Source organism: Cellulosimicrobium funkei (genome assembly GCF_900155925.1).
Taxonomy (GTDB): Bacteria; Actinomycetota; Actinomycetes; order Actinomycetales; family Cellulomonadaceae; genus Cellulosimicrobium; species Cellulosimicrobium funkei.
On the sequence record NZ_FTMI01000003.1, the window covers coordinates 447,108 to 463,508 of the forward strand.

Here is a 16,401-nt window from a genome sequence, read left to right on the forward strand (position 1 = left end):
GATCAGGGCAGATCAAGCCCGGGTCCCGCGCAGGCGCGCGGCGACGGCCTCGAGCGCGAGCCGGTAGGAGTCGAAGCCGAAGCCCGCGACCGTGCCGGTCGCGACCGCCCCCACGACGGAGTGGCTGCGGAACGCCTCGCGCGCCGCCGGGTTGCTGAGGTGGACCTCGACCAGCAGCAGGCCGGACGTCGTGACCTGCGCGGCGGCGTCGCGCACCGCGTAGGAGTAGTGCGTGAACGCGGCCGGGTTGAGCACCACGTGGGCCCGCGCGTCGACGGCCTCGTGCAGCCAGCCGACGAGCTCGGACTCGTCGTCGGTCTGCCGCACGTCGACGGCGAGGTCGAGCGCGCTCCCCCACGTCGTCGCCGACTCGCGGAGGTCCGCCATCGAGGCCGAGCCGTAGATCTCCGGCTCGCGCACGCCGAGCCGGCCGAGGTTGGGTCCGTTGAGGACGAGCACGCGTTCCATGGCGCCCGAGCCTAGCCGTGCCGGAGCGAGCGACGGCGACACGTCCGGGGCCGCTCCCGGCGGGCGACGGACCACGGCCTCGGGCAGGCTGGCGGGGTGACCTTCAGCGCTGCCCGTCCCCGACCTCCGGCACGGCACCCGCACCTGCGCTCCGCGCCCGTCCCCGCATCGTCCGGCGCGCGTCCGCGGACAGCAGCATGAGCGCGACGCGCTACCTCGACGCCCCGTTCGCGGCGCTCGCGCACCGCGGCTTCTCGCGCGACGGCCTGGAGAACTCGATGGCGGCGTTCGCGGCGGCCCGCGAGCTGGGGCTCCGGTACGTCGAGACGGACGCGCACGCGACGTCGGACGGCGTCGCGGTGGCGCTCCACGACGCCTCGCTGGACCGGACGACCGACGCGCGCGGCCTGGTCGCCGACCTGCCGTGGCGCACGGTGCGCACCGCCCGGATCGGCGGCCGGGAGCCGGTGCCGTCGCTGGAGGACGTCCTCGGGACGTGGCCGGACCTGCGGGTGAACGTCGACGTCAAGTCGGCCGCGGCGGCCGCGCCCGTCGCGCGCGCGATCGAGCGCACGCGCGCGCACGACCGCGTGTGCGTCGCGTCGTTCGCCGCGTCGCGGCGGGAGGCGACCGTGGCGCGGCTCTCGCGCCCCGTGACCGTGTCCGGCGCGCGAGGCGCGGTGGTGGGCATGCTGCTCGCAGGGCGGGCGCGCGCGGACGCGCTCGCCCGCCTCGCGGCCCGCTCGGTCGACTGCCTCCAGGTCCCGGTGCGCGAGGGCTGGGTCCGGGTCGTGGACTCGGCGTTCGTGCGGGCCGCGCACCGGGCCGGCGTCGCGGTGCACGCCTGGACGGTCAACGACGCGCCGACGATGCACCGGCTGCTCGACCTCGGGGTCGACGGCATCGTCACCGACCGCTCGGACGTGCTGCGCGACGTGCTCCGCGGACGAGGGCTCTGGGCCTGACCCTGCCGGGGATCCGTCAGAGGGCGATCGGCCCGCGGCCCACCGGGGCGTCCGCCGCGATCTCGGCGTAGGCCGCGGCGAGGAGCGTCGGGTCCGGGCCCTCGAGGCGCGTCGGGCGGGCGACGTCGTCGAGCACCACGAAGCGCAGGAGGTCGCCGCGCGACTTCTTGTCGCGGCGCATGGCGGACAGCAGCTGCTCCCACCGGTCGCCCCGGTAGGTGAGGGGCAGCCCGAGCGAGCCGAGGATCGCGCGGTGGCGGTCGACGACGGCGTCGTCCAGCTTCCCGGCGAGGCGCGAGAGCTCGGCGGCGAACACCATGCCGACGGAGACGGCCGCTCCGTGGCGCCACTGGTAGCGCTCGGTGAGCTCGACGGCGTGGCCCAGCGTGTGGCCGTAGTTGAGGATCTCGCGCAGCCCGGCCTCCTTGAGGTCCTCCCCCACGACGCGCGCCTTGACCGCGACCGAGCGCTCGACGAGCTCGGCGACGACGGCCCAGGTCTCGTCCGTCGTCGGCCGGGTGCCCCACGCGGCGAGCGCGTCGGCGTGCGCCTCGACGAGCTCGAGGATGCGCTCGTCCGCGATGAACCCCGTCTTGACGACCTCCGCGAGCCCCGCGACGAAGTCCCAGCGCCCGAGCGACTCCAGGGCCGCGAGGTCGCACAGGACGCCGGCCGGCGGGTGGAACGCGCCGACGAGGTTCTTGCCCTCGGCGGTGTTGATGCCGGTCTTGCCCCCGACCGCAGCGTCGACCATCGCGAGGAGCGTCGTCGGCACGTGCACCACGCGGATGCCGCGCAGCCAGGTCGCGGCGACGAAGCCGCCGAGGTCCGTCGTCGCGCCGCCGCCGACCGTGACGACCGCGTCCGTGCGCGTGAAGTCCAGCTGCCCGAGCACGCCCCACAGGAATGCGGCGACCTGAGCGGTCTTGGCCTCCTCGGCGTCCGGCACCTCCGCGACGTACGCCTCGTAGCCCGACGCCTTGAGGTCCTCGTGGACGACCTCGGCCGTCGCGGCGAGGGCCGCGGGGTGCACGACGAGCACCCGGCGCACCGAGCCGCCGAGCATCGCGGGCAGCTCGCCGAGCAGGTGGCGCCCCACGACGACGTCGTACGGCTGCTCGCCCGCGACCCGCACGCGCGTCGGCGCGGCGGCGGCCGGGTCCTGGGCGGGGGTGGTGGCGTCGGGGGTCACGCGTTCTCCTGTTCGACCGGGGTGCCGGCGGGGTCGGCCGGCGCGGGTGCGGGCGTCGTGCGCCCCGGGGTGCCGGGCGCGACGTCGCCCGCGAGGTGCCCGCGGATCTCGCGCGCGACCTGGGCGGGCGTGCGCGCGTCGGTGACGACGTGCAGCGTCGAGACCCGCTCGTAGACGGGGCGACGCGCCTCCATGAGGGCGGCCCAGCGCGCCCGCGGGTTGCCGAGCAGGAGCGGGCGCGCCTGGTTGAGGCCGACGCGCGGCGCGGCGTGCGCGAGGCTCACCTCGAGGAACACGACCGTCCCGCCCGCGGCGACGTACGCCGCGAGCGCGGTCTGCGTGTGCTCGTCGAGCACCGCGCCGCCGCCCAGGGCGAGGACGCCGTCGTGCGTGGCGAGCGCGGTCGTCACCGCCTCGCGCTCGAGCTCGCGGAAGTGCGGCTCGCCGTGGTCGACGAAGATGTCCGCGACCGGCTTCCCGGCCGTGGTCTCGACGTCGACGTCCGTGTCGCGCTGCGCGAGGCCGAGCAGCTCGGCCAGGTGGCGCGCGACGGTCGACTTCCCGCTGCCGGGCGGGCCGACCAGCACGACGACCGGGCGGGTCCCCGGGGCGACGGGCGTCATCAGCGCTGCAGCTCGGGGATCGCGGCGAGGTACGCCTCGGCGTTCCGGCGGACCTCCGCGACGGAGTCGCCGCCGAACTTCTCGAGCGCCTGCTCGGCGAGCACGAGCGCGACCATCGCCTCGGCGACGACCGCCGCGGGCGGGACCGCGCACACGTCGGAGCGCTGGTGCTGGGCCTTGGCGACGTCGCCGGTGACGACGTCGACCGTCGCGAGCGCGCGCGGCACCGTCGAGATCGGCTTCATGGCGGCGCGCACGCGCACCACCTCGCCGTTCGACATGCCGCCCTCGACGCCGCCGGCGCGGTTGCTGCGACGGTGGATGCGGCCGTCGGCGCCGCGCTCGATCTCGTCGTGCGCGGCGGACCCGCGGCGGCGCGCGGTGCGGAAGCCGTCGCCGACCTCGACGCCCTTGATCGCCTGGATCCCCATCAGGACGGCGGCGAGGCGCGCGTCGAGGCGACGGTCGCTCTGCGCGTAGGTGCCCAGGCCGGAGGGGACCCCGTACGCGAGCACCTCGACGACGCCGCCGAGGGTGTCGCCCGCCTTCTGGCACTCGTCGATCTCCGCGACCATGGCCGCGGAGGCGTCCGGGTCGAAGCAGCGCACCGGGTCCGCGTCGAGCGCCGTGACGTCGTCGGGGCCGGGCACCGGCGCGTCCTCGGGGACCTCGACCGGCCCGATGGCGACGACGTGCGACACGAGCCGGACGCCGAGCGCCTGCTCGAGGAACTTCGCCGCGGCCGTGCCGAGCGCGACGCGCGTCGCCGTCTCGCGTGCCGAGGCGCGCTCGAGCACGGGGCGTGCGTCCTCGAAGCCGTACTTGCGCATGCCGACGAGGTCGGCGTGCCCCGGGCGGGGCCGGGTGAGCGGGCGGTTGCGCGCGATCTCCCGGACGTCGCCCGTCCCGGCGTCGACGAGCAGGGCCTCGGGCGGCACCGGGTCCGACGACATGACGTCGACCCACTTGGGCCACTCGGAGTTCGCGATCTCGATGGCCAGCGGCCCGCCCTGGGTCACCCCGTGGCGCAGGCCGCCGAGGACGCGCAGCTCGTCCTGCTCGAACTTCTGCCGCGAACCGCGGCCGTACCCGAGGCGGCGGCGCGCGAGCGCGGCGCGCACGTCGTCCGTCGTGAGCTCGACGCCCGCGGGCAGCCCGTCGAGGATCCCGACCAGCGCCTCGCCGTGCGACTCACCCGATGTCAACCAACGCAGCATGATCGCCATCCTCCCACGTCGGCGCGCCCGTCCCGGCGGGCGCCCGCAGTGCGGACCGACGGCGCGCGACGGCGGTCGAGGGCTGCTGAGATGACGCCGCGGGCCGCGCCGTGCTCGCCGACGCGGCGGTCTGTGGACGACGACGTCCCAAGCCACCGCGGGCGCGCTACGGTGCCGCGCATGGTCCAGCAGGGGGACGGGACGAGGTATGCCGCGGCATCGCTCCGCGGGCCGGGTGACGACGAACCGGACGAGGCACGGAAGTCCGTGGTCACCGCGGGCGCACCGAGGGCGTGGGGACGACGCCGTCGCGCCGACCTCGCCCGGGAGCTCCGGGTAGCGGGCCGGGCGGGTGGAGTGCTCGCGCTGCTCGCGGCGCTGGCCGCGGTGTGGTGGTCGGGCGCGTCGTGGGCGACGCCCGCCGTCGTGGTCGTCGCCGCGGCCGGTGCGCTGCTCGCCGTGGTCGACGTGCGCACCCACCGCCTGCCGGACGTGATCGTGGTCCCGACGGGGGCTGCCGTCGTCGCGCTGCTCGCGGTCGCGTCGCTCGCGGCGGGCGACGGTGCGCCGCTCGTCCGCGCGCTCGCCGGCGGCGCCCTGGGCTTCTGCGCCTACGCCGCGCTGCGGCTCGCGCACCCGCCCGGGCTGGGGTTCGGCGACGTGAAGCTCGCCGGGACGCTCGGCACCCCGCTCGCGTGGCTCGGATGGGCCGAGCTCGTCGCCGGGCTCCTCCTGCCGTTCCTGCTCGGCGGTGCGTGGGCGCTCGGCCTGGTGGTCTCGCGGCGCGCTCGCCGCGACACCGCGGTGGCCTTCGGCCCCTTCATGGTGCTCGGCGCGGGCGTCGCCGCCGGCTGGGGGCAGACGACGACCGGCGCGGTCCTCGGCGGCTGAGCGCGCCGTCGGGCTCAGACCGGGGCGCCGAGCGCGGAGCCGAGGGCGCGGTCCATCGTCGCCAGCGGCGCGGCCCTGCCCGTCATGAGCCGCACCTGCTCGGCCGCCTGGTGCAGGAGCATCCGCTCGCCGCCGACGACGGTTCCGCCGCCCGCGGTCCAGGCGACGGACAGCGCGGTGGGCCGGGGGTCGTAGACGACGTCGAGGAGCACTCCACCGAGCGTCGCCCCGGCCCGTGACAACGCGTCCGCCACCGGGTCGGCAGCACGCGACGGCAGGGTGGCCACGACGGCGTCCGTGCGCGCGAGGCGGTCGACGAGCGCGGGCGACGCCACGTCCAGCACCTCGAACCGCGGCTCGACGCCCATCCGGTGCGCGGCGCGCTGGAGGCTGCCCGTGCGCCCGAGCGAGCGTACGAGGACGGTCGGCGCCGTGCAGCCCAGCTGCGCGAGCGCGGCGAGCGTCGAGGCGGCGGTCGCCCCGGCGCCCAGCACGACGGCGGAGCGCACCTCCCGCTCCCCCAGTCCCTCGCGCAGCGCCGCGACGAGGCCGTGCACGTCGGTGTTCGTCCCGACGAACGTCGGTCGCGTCCCGCCCGTGGGCTGCACCACGAGCGTGTTGACCGCCCCGACGACGTTCGCGAGCGGGTCGACGTGGTCCAGCAGCGGGATCACCGCGTGCTTGAGCGGCATGGTCAGGCTCAGGCCCGCCCACGAGGCGTCGAGGCCGTTGACGAAGGCCGGGAGCTGCTCCTCGGTCGTGTCGATCGCCTCGTACGACCACCCGTCCAGCCCGAGCGCGTCGTACGCGGCACGGTGCAGCACCGGGGACAGCGAGTGAGCGACGGGGTGACCGAGGACGGCCGCACGTCGCGGCGGGCGCGTCGTGCTCACCCCTCGTTCTCCGCGAGCCACTGCTTCAACGCGTCGACGTTCCGGTTGTGCTCCGCGAGGGTGACCGCGAAACGGGTCTCCTTCGTGTCGTAGTTGACCGTCGTCCAGAACAGCCACTCACCGGGCTCAGGGTTGAGCACCGCCTGCATGGACGCCGCGCCCGGGGAGGCGATGGGCCCCGGGGGCAGACCGTTGTGGGCGTACGTGTTGTACGGGTTGCTGGCGTCGCGCGTGTCCTCCGGCTTGACCTGGTATCCAGGCGGGTTGCCCGTCCCGTAGGCCACCGCCGCATCGATCTGCAGAGGCATACCCGTCGCCAGACGGTTCTCGATGGCGCGAGACATCTTGGGACGGTCCTCGTCCCGGCCGGCCTCGCGCTCGATGAGCGACGCCTTGATGAGCACCGCTTCCCGGTTCTCGGGGGCGACGCCCAGCTCGTCCAGCTTCATCACCGTCTGGCTGACCATCCCCTGGATGATCGCGAGCGCGTTCTTGTCCTGCGGCTCGAGGACGTACGTGGTCGGGAAGAGCCAGCCCTCGTAGTTGCCGTTCGCCTCGGCCGGGAGGCCGGTCGCGGCGGTGTCCGCCATCGCCGCCTGGAAGTCGGCGACCGGGATGTCGGTCACGGAGGACGCCTTCTCGAGGATCTGCGAGACCGTGCTCCCCTCGGGGATCGTGATCTTCGTCTCGACGCGCGAGTCGTTCGCCACGAGACGTGCGACGGCGTCCTTCGCCGACATGCCGAGGAGCAGCGTGTGCGTGCCCGGCTGGATCTTGCCGGCGTTCGGGTTCTCCTCGAACGCGTTCGCGAACGCCGCGGAGCTCGCGACGACGCCCGCCTCGGTGAGCACGGCCCCCATGTCGCGGCCCGTCGAACCGGGCTCGATCACGACGTCGACGGGCTCGGTCCCCGGGCCGTCGAAGTCCTTCGCCTCGAGCGGGTTCGCGAAGCCGAAGAGGTCCGAGGCGTTGTTGAGCAGGAGGTAGCCCGCTCCGCCCACCACGAGGAGCGAGACGAGCAGGACCACGAGGGCCCGGCGACGCCGACGCTGGCGTCGCTTCTTCGCGGCCCGGCGCGCGCGCTGCTCGGCGCGCGAGGAGCGCGCGGGCTGCTGCTCGCCCTGGACTGCGGGCCGTTCGAACAGGTCGGTCACGGTCGGTGGTCTCCTGTCGGGTCTACAGGTTCTCCGGCGCGCACCCCCGCGCCCCGCTCGGCCTCGAGAGCGGATTGCAGAATGATAACGGCGGCGGCCTGGTCGACGACGCTCCGGTGCTTGCGACCGGCGCGTCCCGACGCGTGCAGCGCCTGGTGGGCGCTGACGGTCGTCATCCGCTCGTCGACGAGGTGCACCGGCACCGGTGCGACGACGCGAGCCACCGCACCAGCGTACGCCCGCGCGCCCTGGGCGGCGGCCCCCTCCCCGCCCGAGAGGTGACGCGGCAGGCCCACGTACACGACCTGGGCGTTGCGCTCCTCGACCTCGGCCGCGATGCGGGCGACGTCGGCGGGGACCGCCGCGCCGCCGCGCGTGTCGCGCGCGAGGGTCTCGACGGGGGTCGCGACGAGCCCGTCGGGGTCGCTCGCGGCCAGGCCGACGCGGACGCTGCCCACGTCGACGCCGAGGCGCGCCCCCCGCGGGAGGGGGGCGCGCCCGTCGTCGGCGGGCTGCACGGGCAGGCCGGTCACGCGCCCGCCGCGGCGCCGTCGCGCACGCCCCGGAGGGCGGCGGGCAGCGCGGACACGTCCGTGCCGCCGCCCTGGGCCATGTCGTCCTTGCCGCCGCCCCCACCGCCGAGCGTCTGGGCCGCGGCCTTGGCGAGCACGCCGGCACGCAGCCCGGCCGCGCGCGCGGAGGCGTTCGTCACGACGACGACCTGCGGGCGGCCCTTGGAGACGCCGCCGACGGCGACGACCGCAGGCTCCGCCTCGCCGATCCGGCCGCGCACGTCGAGCGCCAGCGCGCGCAGGTCGTCCGCCGACGCGACCTCGCCGGCGTCGTGCACGACGACGCGCGTGCCGCCCACGAGCTCCGCCCCGGCGGCGAGCGTGCCGGCCGCCGCGAGGAGCTGCGCCTGCCGGAGCTGCGCGAGCTCCTTCTCGGCGTCGCGCAGGCGCGACACGAGCGTGCTCACCCGGTCGGGCAGCTCCTCCGTGCGCACGTTGAGCAGACCCGTGAGCTGGCCCACGAGCGCGTGCTCCTTCGCCTGGAACCCGTACGCGCCGTCCCCGACGAGCGCGTCGACGCGCCGCACGCCCGAGCCGATCGACGACTCGCCGAGCAGCGTGACGAGACCGAGCTGGCCCGTGCGCTGCACGTGCGTCCCGGCGCAGAGCTCGCGCGACCAGTCGCCGCCGATGGAGACGACGCGCACGGTGTCGCCGTACTTCTCGCCGAACAGCGCCATCGCCCCCAGGGCGCGCGCCTCGGTGATCGGCATGAGCTGGTCCGTGACCTCGAGGTTCTCCTGGAGCTGCGTGTTGACCCGCTCCTCGATCTCCGAGAGCGCGCCCGAGGGCACGGCGGACGAGCGGCGGAAGTCGAAGCGGATGCGGCTGGGCGCGTTCTCCGACCCGGCCTGCGTCGCGTCCTTGCCGAGCGACTCCTGGAGCGCCTTGTGGATCATGTGCGTCGCCGAGTGGGCACGGCTGATCGCCTTGCGGCGGTCGCGGTCGATCGTCGCCGTGCCCGGGTCGCTGAGCGCCGCGGTGCCCTCGACCAGGCGGCCGCGGTGCACCGACAGGCCCTTGATCGGGCGCTGCACGTCGTCGACCTCGATGGTCGCGCCGCCGTCGAGCACGATCGTGCCGTGGTCGGCGAGCTGGCCGCCGGCCTCCGCGTAGAACGGGGTGCGGTCGAGCACGACCTCGACGTCCGCCGGGGCCGTCGCGGCCGGGGCGGGGACGCCGTCGACCAGCAGGCCGGCGACGCGCACCGCCGCGGACGACTCGGTGTACCCGAGGAACTCCACGGGCGCCGCGAGCTCGGACGCGAGCGACTCGTACGCGGCCGTGTCGACGCCGCCGGAACGCTTCGCGAGCGCGTCGGCGCGCGCGCGCTGGCGCTGCTCGGTCATGAGCGCGCGGAACGCCTTCTCGTCGACCTGGACGCCCTGCTCGGCGGCCATCTCGAGCGTGAGGTCGATCGGGAAGCCGTACGTGTCGTGCAGCGCGAACGCCTGGTCCCCGCCGAGCAGCGGCGTCCCGCCCGAGCCGGCCGCGGCCTTCGCCCGCGACACGGCGGTGTCGAGGATCGTCGTGCCGGCCGTGAGCGTGCGACGGAACGCGTCCTCCTCGGTGTAGGCGACGTCGGAGATGCGTGCGAAGTCCGTCGCGACCTCCGGGTACGACGGCGCCATCGCGTCGCGGCTCACCGGGAGCAGCGCGGGCATGGCGCGGTCCTCGACGCCGAGCAGGCGCATCGCGCGCACCGAGCGGCGCAGCAGACGGCGCAGCACGTAGCCGCGGCCCTCGTTGGACGGGCGCACGCCGTCGCTCATGATCATGAGGGCCGAACGGACGTGGTCGGCCACGACGCGCATGCGGACGTCGTCCTCGTGGTTCGCGCCGTAGCGCTTGCCCGAGAGCGCCTCGGCCGCGGTGATGACGGGGAACACCTCGTCGATCTCGTAGAGGTTGTCCTTGCCCTGGAGCAGGTAGGCGACGCGCTCCAGGCCCATGCCCGTGTCGATGTTCTTGCGCGCGAGCTCCGAGACGATCCGGAACTCCTCCTTGGACTTCACGTCGTCGATCGCGTACTGCATGAAGACGAGGTTCCAGATCTCCAGGTAGCGGTCCTCGTCGACGACGGGGCCACCCTCCTGGCCGAACTCCGGACCGCGGTCGATGTAGATCTCCGAGCACGGGCCCGCGGGGCCGGGCTGGCCCGTGGACCAGTAGTTGTCCTTCTTGCCGCGGGCCTGGATGCGCTCGTCCGGCAGGCCGGCGATGCGCTTCCAGAGCTGCCGCGCCTCGTCGTCGTCGTGGTAGACGGTGACCCAGACGGTCTCCGGGTCGAACCCGTACTTGCCCTCGTCGCGCGAGCCCGTGACCAGGTCCCAGGCGTAGGTGATCGCGCCTTCCTTGAAGTAGTCCCCGAACGAGAAGTTGCCGTTCATCTGGAAGAACGTGCCGTGGCGCGTCGTCTTGCCGACCTCGTCGATGTCGAGGGTGCGCACGCACTTCTGGACGCTCGTCGCGCGGTCCCACGGCGGGGTCTGCTCGCCCGTCATGTACGGGATGAACGGGACCATGCCCGCGATGGTGAACAGCGTGGACGGGTCCGGGGAGACGAGCGACGCCGACGGCACGACGGTGTGGTCGCGGTCGGCGAAGTAGTCGAGCCAGCGCTTGCGAATCTCGGCGGTGCGCATGATGTCCTTCGGAAAGAGGTCGGTGGTCGTGCGGGGTGGTGCGGTGGGCGCCGCGGGCTCGGCGTCCTAGAAGGAGTAGCCGAGCAGGTCCTCGACGTCGTCCGTGTCGTCGAACGCGTCCCGGTCGGCGGCGGCGGGACGCGCGTGGCGTCCGGCCGCGCGACGCGCGCGGACGGCGTCCGGGTCCTCCTGGCCCTCGGCGAGCAGCGCCGCCATGAGCTCCTGCTCGCGGGCGTCGCGCGCGAGCGCGAACTCTGTGCGGAAGTCGCGGGCGATCTCGACGACCTTCTCGCCGAGGCCGTTCACCTGCTCCGTCGCCTGGTCCACGAGCGACGCCGGCGCGTAGCGCGCGAGGACCTTCTTGCCGCGCACGACGACCACGACCGTGATCGCGACCCCCACGCCGATCCAGAAGACCCGGCGCATCAGCGCGACCCCTCGGCGCGGCTCGCGGAGCTGCCCGACGACCGCCGGCGGCCGAACGAGCGCGCGGCAGCCTGGCGCACGCCGTACGTGAACGCGGCGACCTTGACCAGCGGCGCACCGAACGTGGCGGCGTACAGGCCCGTGAGCGCGGAGACGTTCTCGCTCACCTGGGCGGCCGACGTGGTGATGGTGTCGACCTTGACGAGCTGGCTGTTCGTCGTGGCGACGGTCGTCGCGGCCTCGTCGAGGATCGGCACCGAGTGGTCGGTGACCTCCTTGATGCTCGCGCGCGCCTCGTCGAGCACGCGGCCGAGCTTGAGGAGCGGCACCGCGAGCAGGCCGACGAGCAGCACGAACGCGACGGCTGCGATGAGGCCGGCCACATCTCCCAGGGACATTCTTCCTCCAGTGCCAGTCACGGTGCCGCGGGCGCGGCACCCGTGCGCCGTACGCGCGGGACGGTCGTCGCCGCGGGCTCCTCGCGGACGTACCCACGGCTCCGCGAAACACTACCCGCACCAGGGCGGGGACCGTCGTCGGGCACGGCGCGACGGCGCCCTCGCGGGGGCGGGCCGACGCGCCGGCCCGGACGCACGAACGCCCCGCTCGCCGACGAAGCGGTGAGCGAGGCGTCCGGGGCAGAAATCAGCGGGCGTAGTACTCGACGACGAGCTGGACCTCGCACTGCACGGGGACCTCGGCGCGCTTCGGGCGACGCGTGAGCACCGCGCTGAGCTTCTCGAGCTGGACGTCCAGGTAGCCCGGGACGGCCGGCAGCACGTCGCGGTGCGCACCCGCGGCCGCGACCTGGAACGGCGTCGTCGCCTGGCTCTTCGGCTTGACCTGGAGGGTCTGGCCGGGCTTCACGCGGAACGACGGGCGGTCCACGATCTTGCCGTCGACGAGGATGTGGCGGTGCGTGACCGCCTGGCGCGCCTGCAGGATGGTGCGGGCGAAGCCGGCGCGGAGCACGAGGGCGTCGAGACGCATCTCGAGGTTCTCGACGAGCGCCTCACCGGTCAGGCCCTTGTCCTTGCGGGCGTCCTCGTACGCACGCGCGAGCTGCTTCTCGCGGAGCATGTACTGGGCGCGCAGACGCTGCTTCTCGCGGAGACGGACCGCGTAGTCCGACTCGGTGCGGCGGCGGGCGCGGCCGTGCTCACCCGGGGGGTACGGGCGCTTCTCGAAGTGCTTGACGGCCTTCGGGGTGAGGGCGATGCCCAGGGCGCGGCTCAGGCGGACCTGGCGGCGCGAGCGCTTGACAGACGTCACAGCGGTATCTCATTCCTGTCGTTCGGGTTCTGACGTCACACCTGGTCCCGAGAACCGGGTCCGGGTGCGGGACCAGCCGATGGACCGCACGCTCCACCGCGAGGAGGAGCGAGGGGTCGGGGCCGAGGTCCCAGGTGGTCGCCGCGAAGGCAACCTGAGCAGTCTACCGCACGCGGGGCGCCGTGGTCCCCGCCCCGTCAGCGCGCGGGGCCGTCCTGGTCGAGGATGTCGCGGATGCGCCCGAGGCGCTCCGTGACCTGCCGCTCGTACCCGCGGTCCGTCGGCGTGTAGTACCGCGACCCCACGAGAGAGTCCGGCAGGTACTGCTGCGCCGCGACACCGTGCGGCGCATCGTGCGCGTACCGGTAGCCCGCGCCGTGCCCCAGCTGCTTGGCGCCCGGGTAGTGCGCGTCACGCAGGTGCGGCGGGACGGACCCCGCCCGACCGGCCCGCACGTCCGCGAGCGCTGCGTCGATCCCGAGGTAGGCGGCGTTCGACTTGGGCGCGGTCGCGAGGTGCACGACGGCCTCGGCGAGGACGATGCGTCCCTCGGGCATGCCGATGAGCTGGACGGCCTGGGCGGCGGCGACGGCGGTCTGGAGCGCCGAGGGGTCGGCCATGCCGACGTCCTCCGCGGCGGCGATGACGATGCGGCGGGCGATGAAGCGTGGGTCCTCCCCCGCCGCGATCATGCGGGCGAGGTAGTGCAGCGAGGCGTCGACGTCGGAGCCGCGCATCGACTTGATGAACGCGGACACGACGTCGTAGTGCTGGTCGCCGTCGCGGTCGTACCGCACGGCGGCGACGTCGACGGCGCGCTCGACCGCGTCGAGGTCGACGGGCACCGGCGGGGGGCCCGCGTCGGGCGTGCCGCTCCCCGCACCCTCGGGGAGCGCGGCGTCGTCGTCGGCAGGGACGGCCGTCGCGGGCACGGGCACCGGGGCGTCGGACAGCGCGGCGCCCGCGGCGGCCTCGAGCACGGTGAGCGCCTTGCGCGCGTCGCCGCCCGCGAGGCGCACGAGGTGGTCCTCGGCCTCGTCGGTGAGCGCGACGAGGCCGCCCAGCCCTCGCTCGTCGGCGACGGCGCGCCGCACGAGGGCGCGGACGTCGTCGTCCCCGAGGGGCTGGAGCGTGAGCAGGAGCGAGCGGGAGAGCAGGGGTGAGTTCACGGAGAAGCTCGGGTTCTCCGTGGTCGCCGCGACGAGCGTGACCCAACGGTTCTCGACGCTGGGCAGGAGCGCGTCCTGCTGGGACTTGGAGAAGCGGTGCACCTCGTCGATGAAGAGGACGGTCTCCTCGCCGCCGGTGGCGAGGCGGCGCCGGGCGTCCTCGACGACGGTGCGCACGTCCTTGACGCCCGCGGTCACGGCGGAGAGCTCGACGAAGCGGCGGCCGGAGGCGGTCGCGATGAGGTAGGCGAGCGTCGTCTTCCCGGTGCCGGGCGGGCCCCAGAGGATGACGGAGCCGGGCGCGGCGCGGCCGCCGGACGCGTCGCTCTCGCTGCCGGACCGGATGAGCCGCCGCAGGGGCGAGCCGGGCACGAGGAGGTGGGACTGGCCCGCGACCTCGTCGAGGGTGGCGGGGCGCATGCGCACGGCGAGCGGGGCCCCCGGTCCGGGTCGCGGCGTGCCCTGCGCGCCGGACGTGGCGGCACCGAAGAGGTCGCCGCCGAAGAGATCACCGGTGGACATGGCTCGAGCCTACGCACCGCCGCCCACGCGGCGGTGCCGGGTCGAGGAGGTCGGGTGAACGTCCGGCCCCGGGGCGCGGGGGATCTGACACGCGGCGCGGGCGGGTGGGATGCTGGCGCTCGTGTTCTCGAGCCTCGGTCGTCGTGTCGCCCGCCACCCGCGTCTCACCGTCGTCGTGTGGGTCCTGCTGACAGCGCTCGGCTTCGCGCTGGCGCTGTTCGGCGTCCACGGGGAGAGCGTGTTCGACCGTGTGACGACGGGCGCGCCGACGATCCCGGGCTCGGACAGCGAGCGGGCGTCGCAGGTCCTCGCGGAGAACGACGAGGGCGGGACGGAGATCACGCTCCTGGTGTCCGGCGTCGACCCGGCGGACCCGCAGGTCGTGGAGGCGATGACGGGGGTCGATGCCGACCTCGTCGCCGTCGAGGGCGTGGACACGGTCATCGACCCGTACGTGATCCCGGGCGGCGTGGAGGACCCGGCGGCGCAGTCGCTCGTCGCGCAGGACGGGCGCGGCTTCCTCTCGGTCGTGACGCTGCGCACCGACCTCGACGCCGAACGCACCGACGCGGTCGCGGACCGCGTCGTCGAGCAGCTCGAGGCCGTGCCGGGCGTGCTCGCGGACGCCGCCCCGGAGGCGGCGGGCGACGCGACGGGCCTCGTGGGGTCGAACGGGCTCATCGTCGAGGCGATCACGAGCCAGGTGAAGGAGGACCTCACGACGGGAGAGGCCGTCGCCCTCCCCGTGGCGCTGCTCATCATGGTGCTCGTCTTCGGCGGCTTCCTCGCCGCGGCCATGCCGATGGCCGGGGCCGTCGCGTCGATCGGTGCCGGTCTCGGGGTGCTGCTGGGCCTGACGTACGTGCTCGACGTCGACGCCTCCATCGTCAACGTCGTCACCCTGCTCGGCCTGGGCCTGTCCATCGACTACGGGCTGCTCGTGGTGTCGCGGTTCCGGGAGGAGCTGCACCGGCTGATCGAGGCGGACGACGACCCGTCGCTGCGCCGGCGGCGCGGCGACGGCGTGGTGCACGCGGCGCTCGTGCGCACCATGGAGACCGCGGGCCGCACGGTCGCGTTCTCGGCGCTGACGGTCGCGATCTCCATCGCGGGGCTCATGGTGTTCCGCCCGGACATCCTGCGCGCGGTCGGGGCGGCCGGGCTCGGCGTCGTGCTCGTGGCCGTCGCGACGGCGCTCACCCTCGTCCCGGCGCTGCTCGCGTACTCGGGTCGCCGCCTCGCCCGCCCGGGGCTGCTCGGCCGGGTTCCGGGCTTGCGCCGCGTCCTCGCCCGGACCGCGGACGTGCAGTCGGACGAGGGCGCGTTCTCCCGTCTCGCCGGGCGCGTCCAGCGGCACCCGCTGTGGGTGCTGCTCACCACCGCGGCGCTCCTCGTGGTCCTCGCGCTGCCGGTGCTCGGGCTGCAGCTGCGGAACTCCGGGATCGAGCTGCTCCCCCAGGGCTCTCCCCAGCGCGAGTTCGTGGACGAGCTCGCCGCGCAGTACCCGTCCAGTGCGGGCGCCCAGGTCGTCGCCGTCGTGGACGCGAGCGTCGAGGACGCCCAGGCGTGGGCCGACGACGTGGCGGCGCTCGACGGGGTCGAGAGCGTCGACCCGGCGGCCCCGCTGGGGTCGTACGCCGTCGTGGGCGTGCACGTCGACACCGACGACGCCGGCGGGCCGGAGGCCGTGTCGGTCGTGCGGGAGGTCCGTGCGACGGACCCGGGCTTCGACGTGTGGGTCACCGGTCAGGCGGCGGGACAGGTCGACTTCCTCGAGGCGCTCGGCGAGCGCGTGTGGTGGGCCGTGGGGATCGTCGTCGGCGCGACGCTCGTGCTGCTGTTTCTCATGACCGGCTCCGTCGTCGTGCCGGTGAAGGCGCTCCTGACGAACGCGCTGTCGCTCGCCGCCTCGCTCGGGGTCCTTGTGTGGGTCTTCCAGGACGGCCACCTCGAAGGGCTCCTGAACTTCTCGTCCGTGGGCGGGATCGAGACGTACGTCGTCGCGCTCGTCGTCGCGTTCGCGTTCGGTCTCGCCATGGACTACGAGGTGTTCCTGCTCGCGCGCATCAAGGAGCTGTACGACGCCGGGCTCTCCAACGACGAGGCGGTCCGCCTGGGCCTGCAGCGCTCCGGGCGGATCATCACGTCGGCGGCGGCGATCATCGTCGTCGTGTTCGCAGGCTTCGTGTTCGGGGACCTGCTCGTCATCAAGGAGGTCGGGTTCGCGCTCGCCGTCGCCGTCCTCATCGACGCGACGATCGTGCGCCTCCTGCTGGTCCCCGCGACGATGACGCTGCTCGGGCGGTACAACTGGTGGGCACCCGGGCCGCTGCGCCGGGTGCACCGTCGGCTCGCGATCACCCACTGAGACGCTCCGACCGGCGAGGACGGT

At 74.7% G+C, this 16,401-nt stretch carries 15 protein-coding genes; 3 read left to right on the plus strand and 12 right to left on the minus strand.

The annotated features are described in order from the left end of the window. Positions 1-12: 12 nt before the first annotated feature. Entirely contained in the window at positions 13-468 is a 456-nt protein-coding gene (locus BXA05_RS10185; protein ID WP_061267280.1) for a type II 3-dehydroquinate dehydratase, read from the minus strand. 197 nt (positions 469-665) lie between these two features. On the opposite strand from BXA05_RS10185, the gene BXA05_RS10190 reads away from it, so the two are divergent. Continuing rightward, positions 666-1,433 carry a glycerophosphodiester phosphodiesterase family protein gene (locus BXA05_RS10190; protein WP_076404896.1) on the plus strand — a complete coding sequence of 256 codons (768 nt, stop codon included), beginning with the start codon at positions 666-668 and terminating at the stop codon, positions 1,431-1,433. A gap of 16 nt (positions 1,434-1,449) precedes the next feature. On the opposite strand, the gene aroB is transcribed toward BXA05_RS10190, so the two are convergent. The 3 genes from aroB to aroC are packed head-to-tail and all read right to left on the minus strand — an operon-like array spanning position 1,450 to position 4,465. Beyond that, positions 1,450-2,625: a 3-dehydroquinate synthase gene (gene aroB, locus BXA05_RS10195; RefSeq protein WP_061267278.1), complete on the minus strand. Its 1,176-nt coding sequence runs from the start codon at positions 2,623-2,625 to the stop codon at positions 1,450-1,452. After that, entirely contained in the window at positions 2,622-3,248 is a 627-nt protein-coding gene (locus BXA05_RS10200) for a shikimate kinase (RefSeq protein ID WP_083711786.1), read from the minus strand. Before BXA05_RS10200 ends, aroB begins: the two co-directional genes overlap by 4 nt. Continuing rightward, positions 3,248-4,465: a chorismate synthase gene (gene aroC, locus BXA05_RS10205; RefSeq protein WP_076405042.1), complete on the minus strand. Its 1,218-nt coding sequence runs from the start codon at positions 4,463-4,465 to the stop codon at positions 3,248-3,250. Before aroC ends, BXA05_RS10200 begins: the two co-directional genes overlap by 1 nt. A 180-nt stretch (positions 4,466-4,645) precedes the next feature. Between aroC and BXA05_RS10210 the strand changes: the two genes are divergently transcribed. Next, entirely contained in the window at positions 4,646-5,356 is a 711-nt protein-coding gene (locus BXA05_RS10210) for a prepilin peptidase (RefSeq protein WP_170963166.1), read from the plus strand. A gap of 14 nt (positions 5,357-5,370) precedes the next feature. Here the strand turns inward: BXA05_RS10210 and BXA05_RS10215 are convergent, their stop codons facing one another. From BXA05_RS10215 to BXA05_RS10250, 8 genes are all read right to left on the minus strand, one after another. Next, on the minus strand, positions 5,371-6,249 hold the full coding sequence (locus tag BXA05_RS10215; RefSeq protein WP_076404897.1) for a shikimate dehydrogenase: 879 nt from the start codon (positions 6,247-6,249) through the stop codon (positions 5,371-5,373). Next, positions 6,246-7,403 (minus strand): endolytic transglycosylase MltG, encoded by a 1,158-nt coding sequence (mltG, locus tag BXA05_RS10220; protein WP_076404898.1) that lies wholly within the window; start codon positions 7,401-7,403, stop codon positions 6,246-6,248. Before mltG ends, BXA05_RS10215 begins: the two co-directional genes overlap by 4 nt. Next, a complete protein-coding gene (ruvX, locus tag BXA05_RS10225; RefSeq protein WP_228485331.1) occupies positions 7,400-7,936 on the minus strand; it encodes a Holliday junction resolvase RuvX in 537 nt (178 codons plus the stop codon). Before ruvX ends, mltG begins: the two co-directional genes overlap by 4 nt. After that, positions 7,933-10,620 carry an alanine--tRNA ligase gene (gene alaS, locus BXA05_RS10230; protein ID WP_076404899.1) on the minus strand — a complete coding sequence of 896 codons (2,688 nt, stop codon included), beginning with the start codon at positions 10,618-10,620 and terminating at the stop codon, positions 7,933-7,935. Before alaS ends, ruvX begins: the two co-directional genes overlap by 4 nt. A 66-nt stretch (positions 10,621-10,686) precedes the next feature. Beyond that, complete coding sequence (locus tag BXA05_RS10235; RefSeq protein ID WP_076404900.1) at positions 10,687-11,046, minus strand: hypothetical protein; 360 nt, start codon at positions 11,044-11,046, stop codon at positions 10,687-10,689. Continuing rightward, positions 11,046-11,444 (minus strand): DUF948 domain-containing protein, encoded by a 399-nt coding sequence (locus BXA05_RS10240; RefSeq protein ID WP_076404901.1) that lies wholly within the window; start codon positions 11,442-11,444, stop codon positions 11,046-11,048. The genes BXA05_RS10235 and BXA05_RS10240 overlap by 1 nt, the downstream gene beginning before the upstream one ends. A 247-nt stretch (positions 11,445-11,691) precedes the next feature. Then, on the minus strand, positions 11,692-12,318 hold the full coding sequence (gene rpsD / locus BXA05_RS10245) for a 30S ribosomal protein S4 (RefSeq protein ID WP_021483439.1): 627 nt from the start codon (positions 12,316-12,318) through the stop codon (positions 11,692-11,694). A 197-nt stretch (positions 12,319-12,515) separates the two neighbouring features. Then, positions 12,516-14,009, minus strand: coding sequence for a replication-associated recombination protein A (locus BXA05_RS10250; RefSeq protein WP_061267269.1), 1,494 nt, complete (start codon positions 14,007-14,009; stop codon positions 12,516-12,518). 109 nt (positions 14,010-14,118) lie between these two features. Here BXA05_RS10250 and BXA05_RS10255 point away from each other — a divergent pair, with 109 nt between their 5' ends. Then, positions 14,119-16,377, plus strand: coding sequence for an MMPL family transporter (locus BXA05_RS10255; protein WP_076404902.1), 2,259 nt, complete (start codon positions 14,119-14,121; stop codon positions 16,375-16,377). Positions 16,378-16,401: the final 24 nt, after the last annotated feature.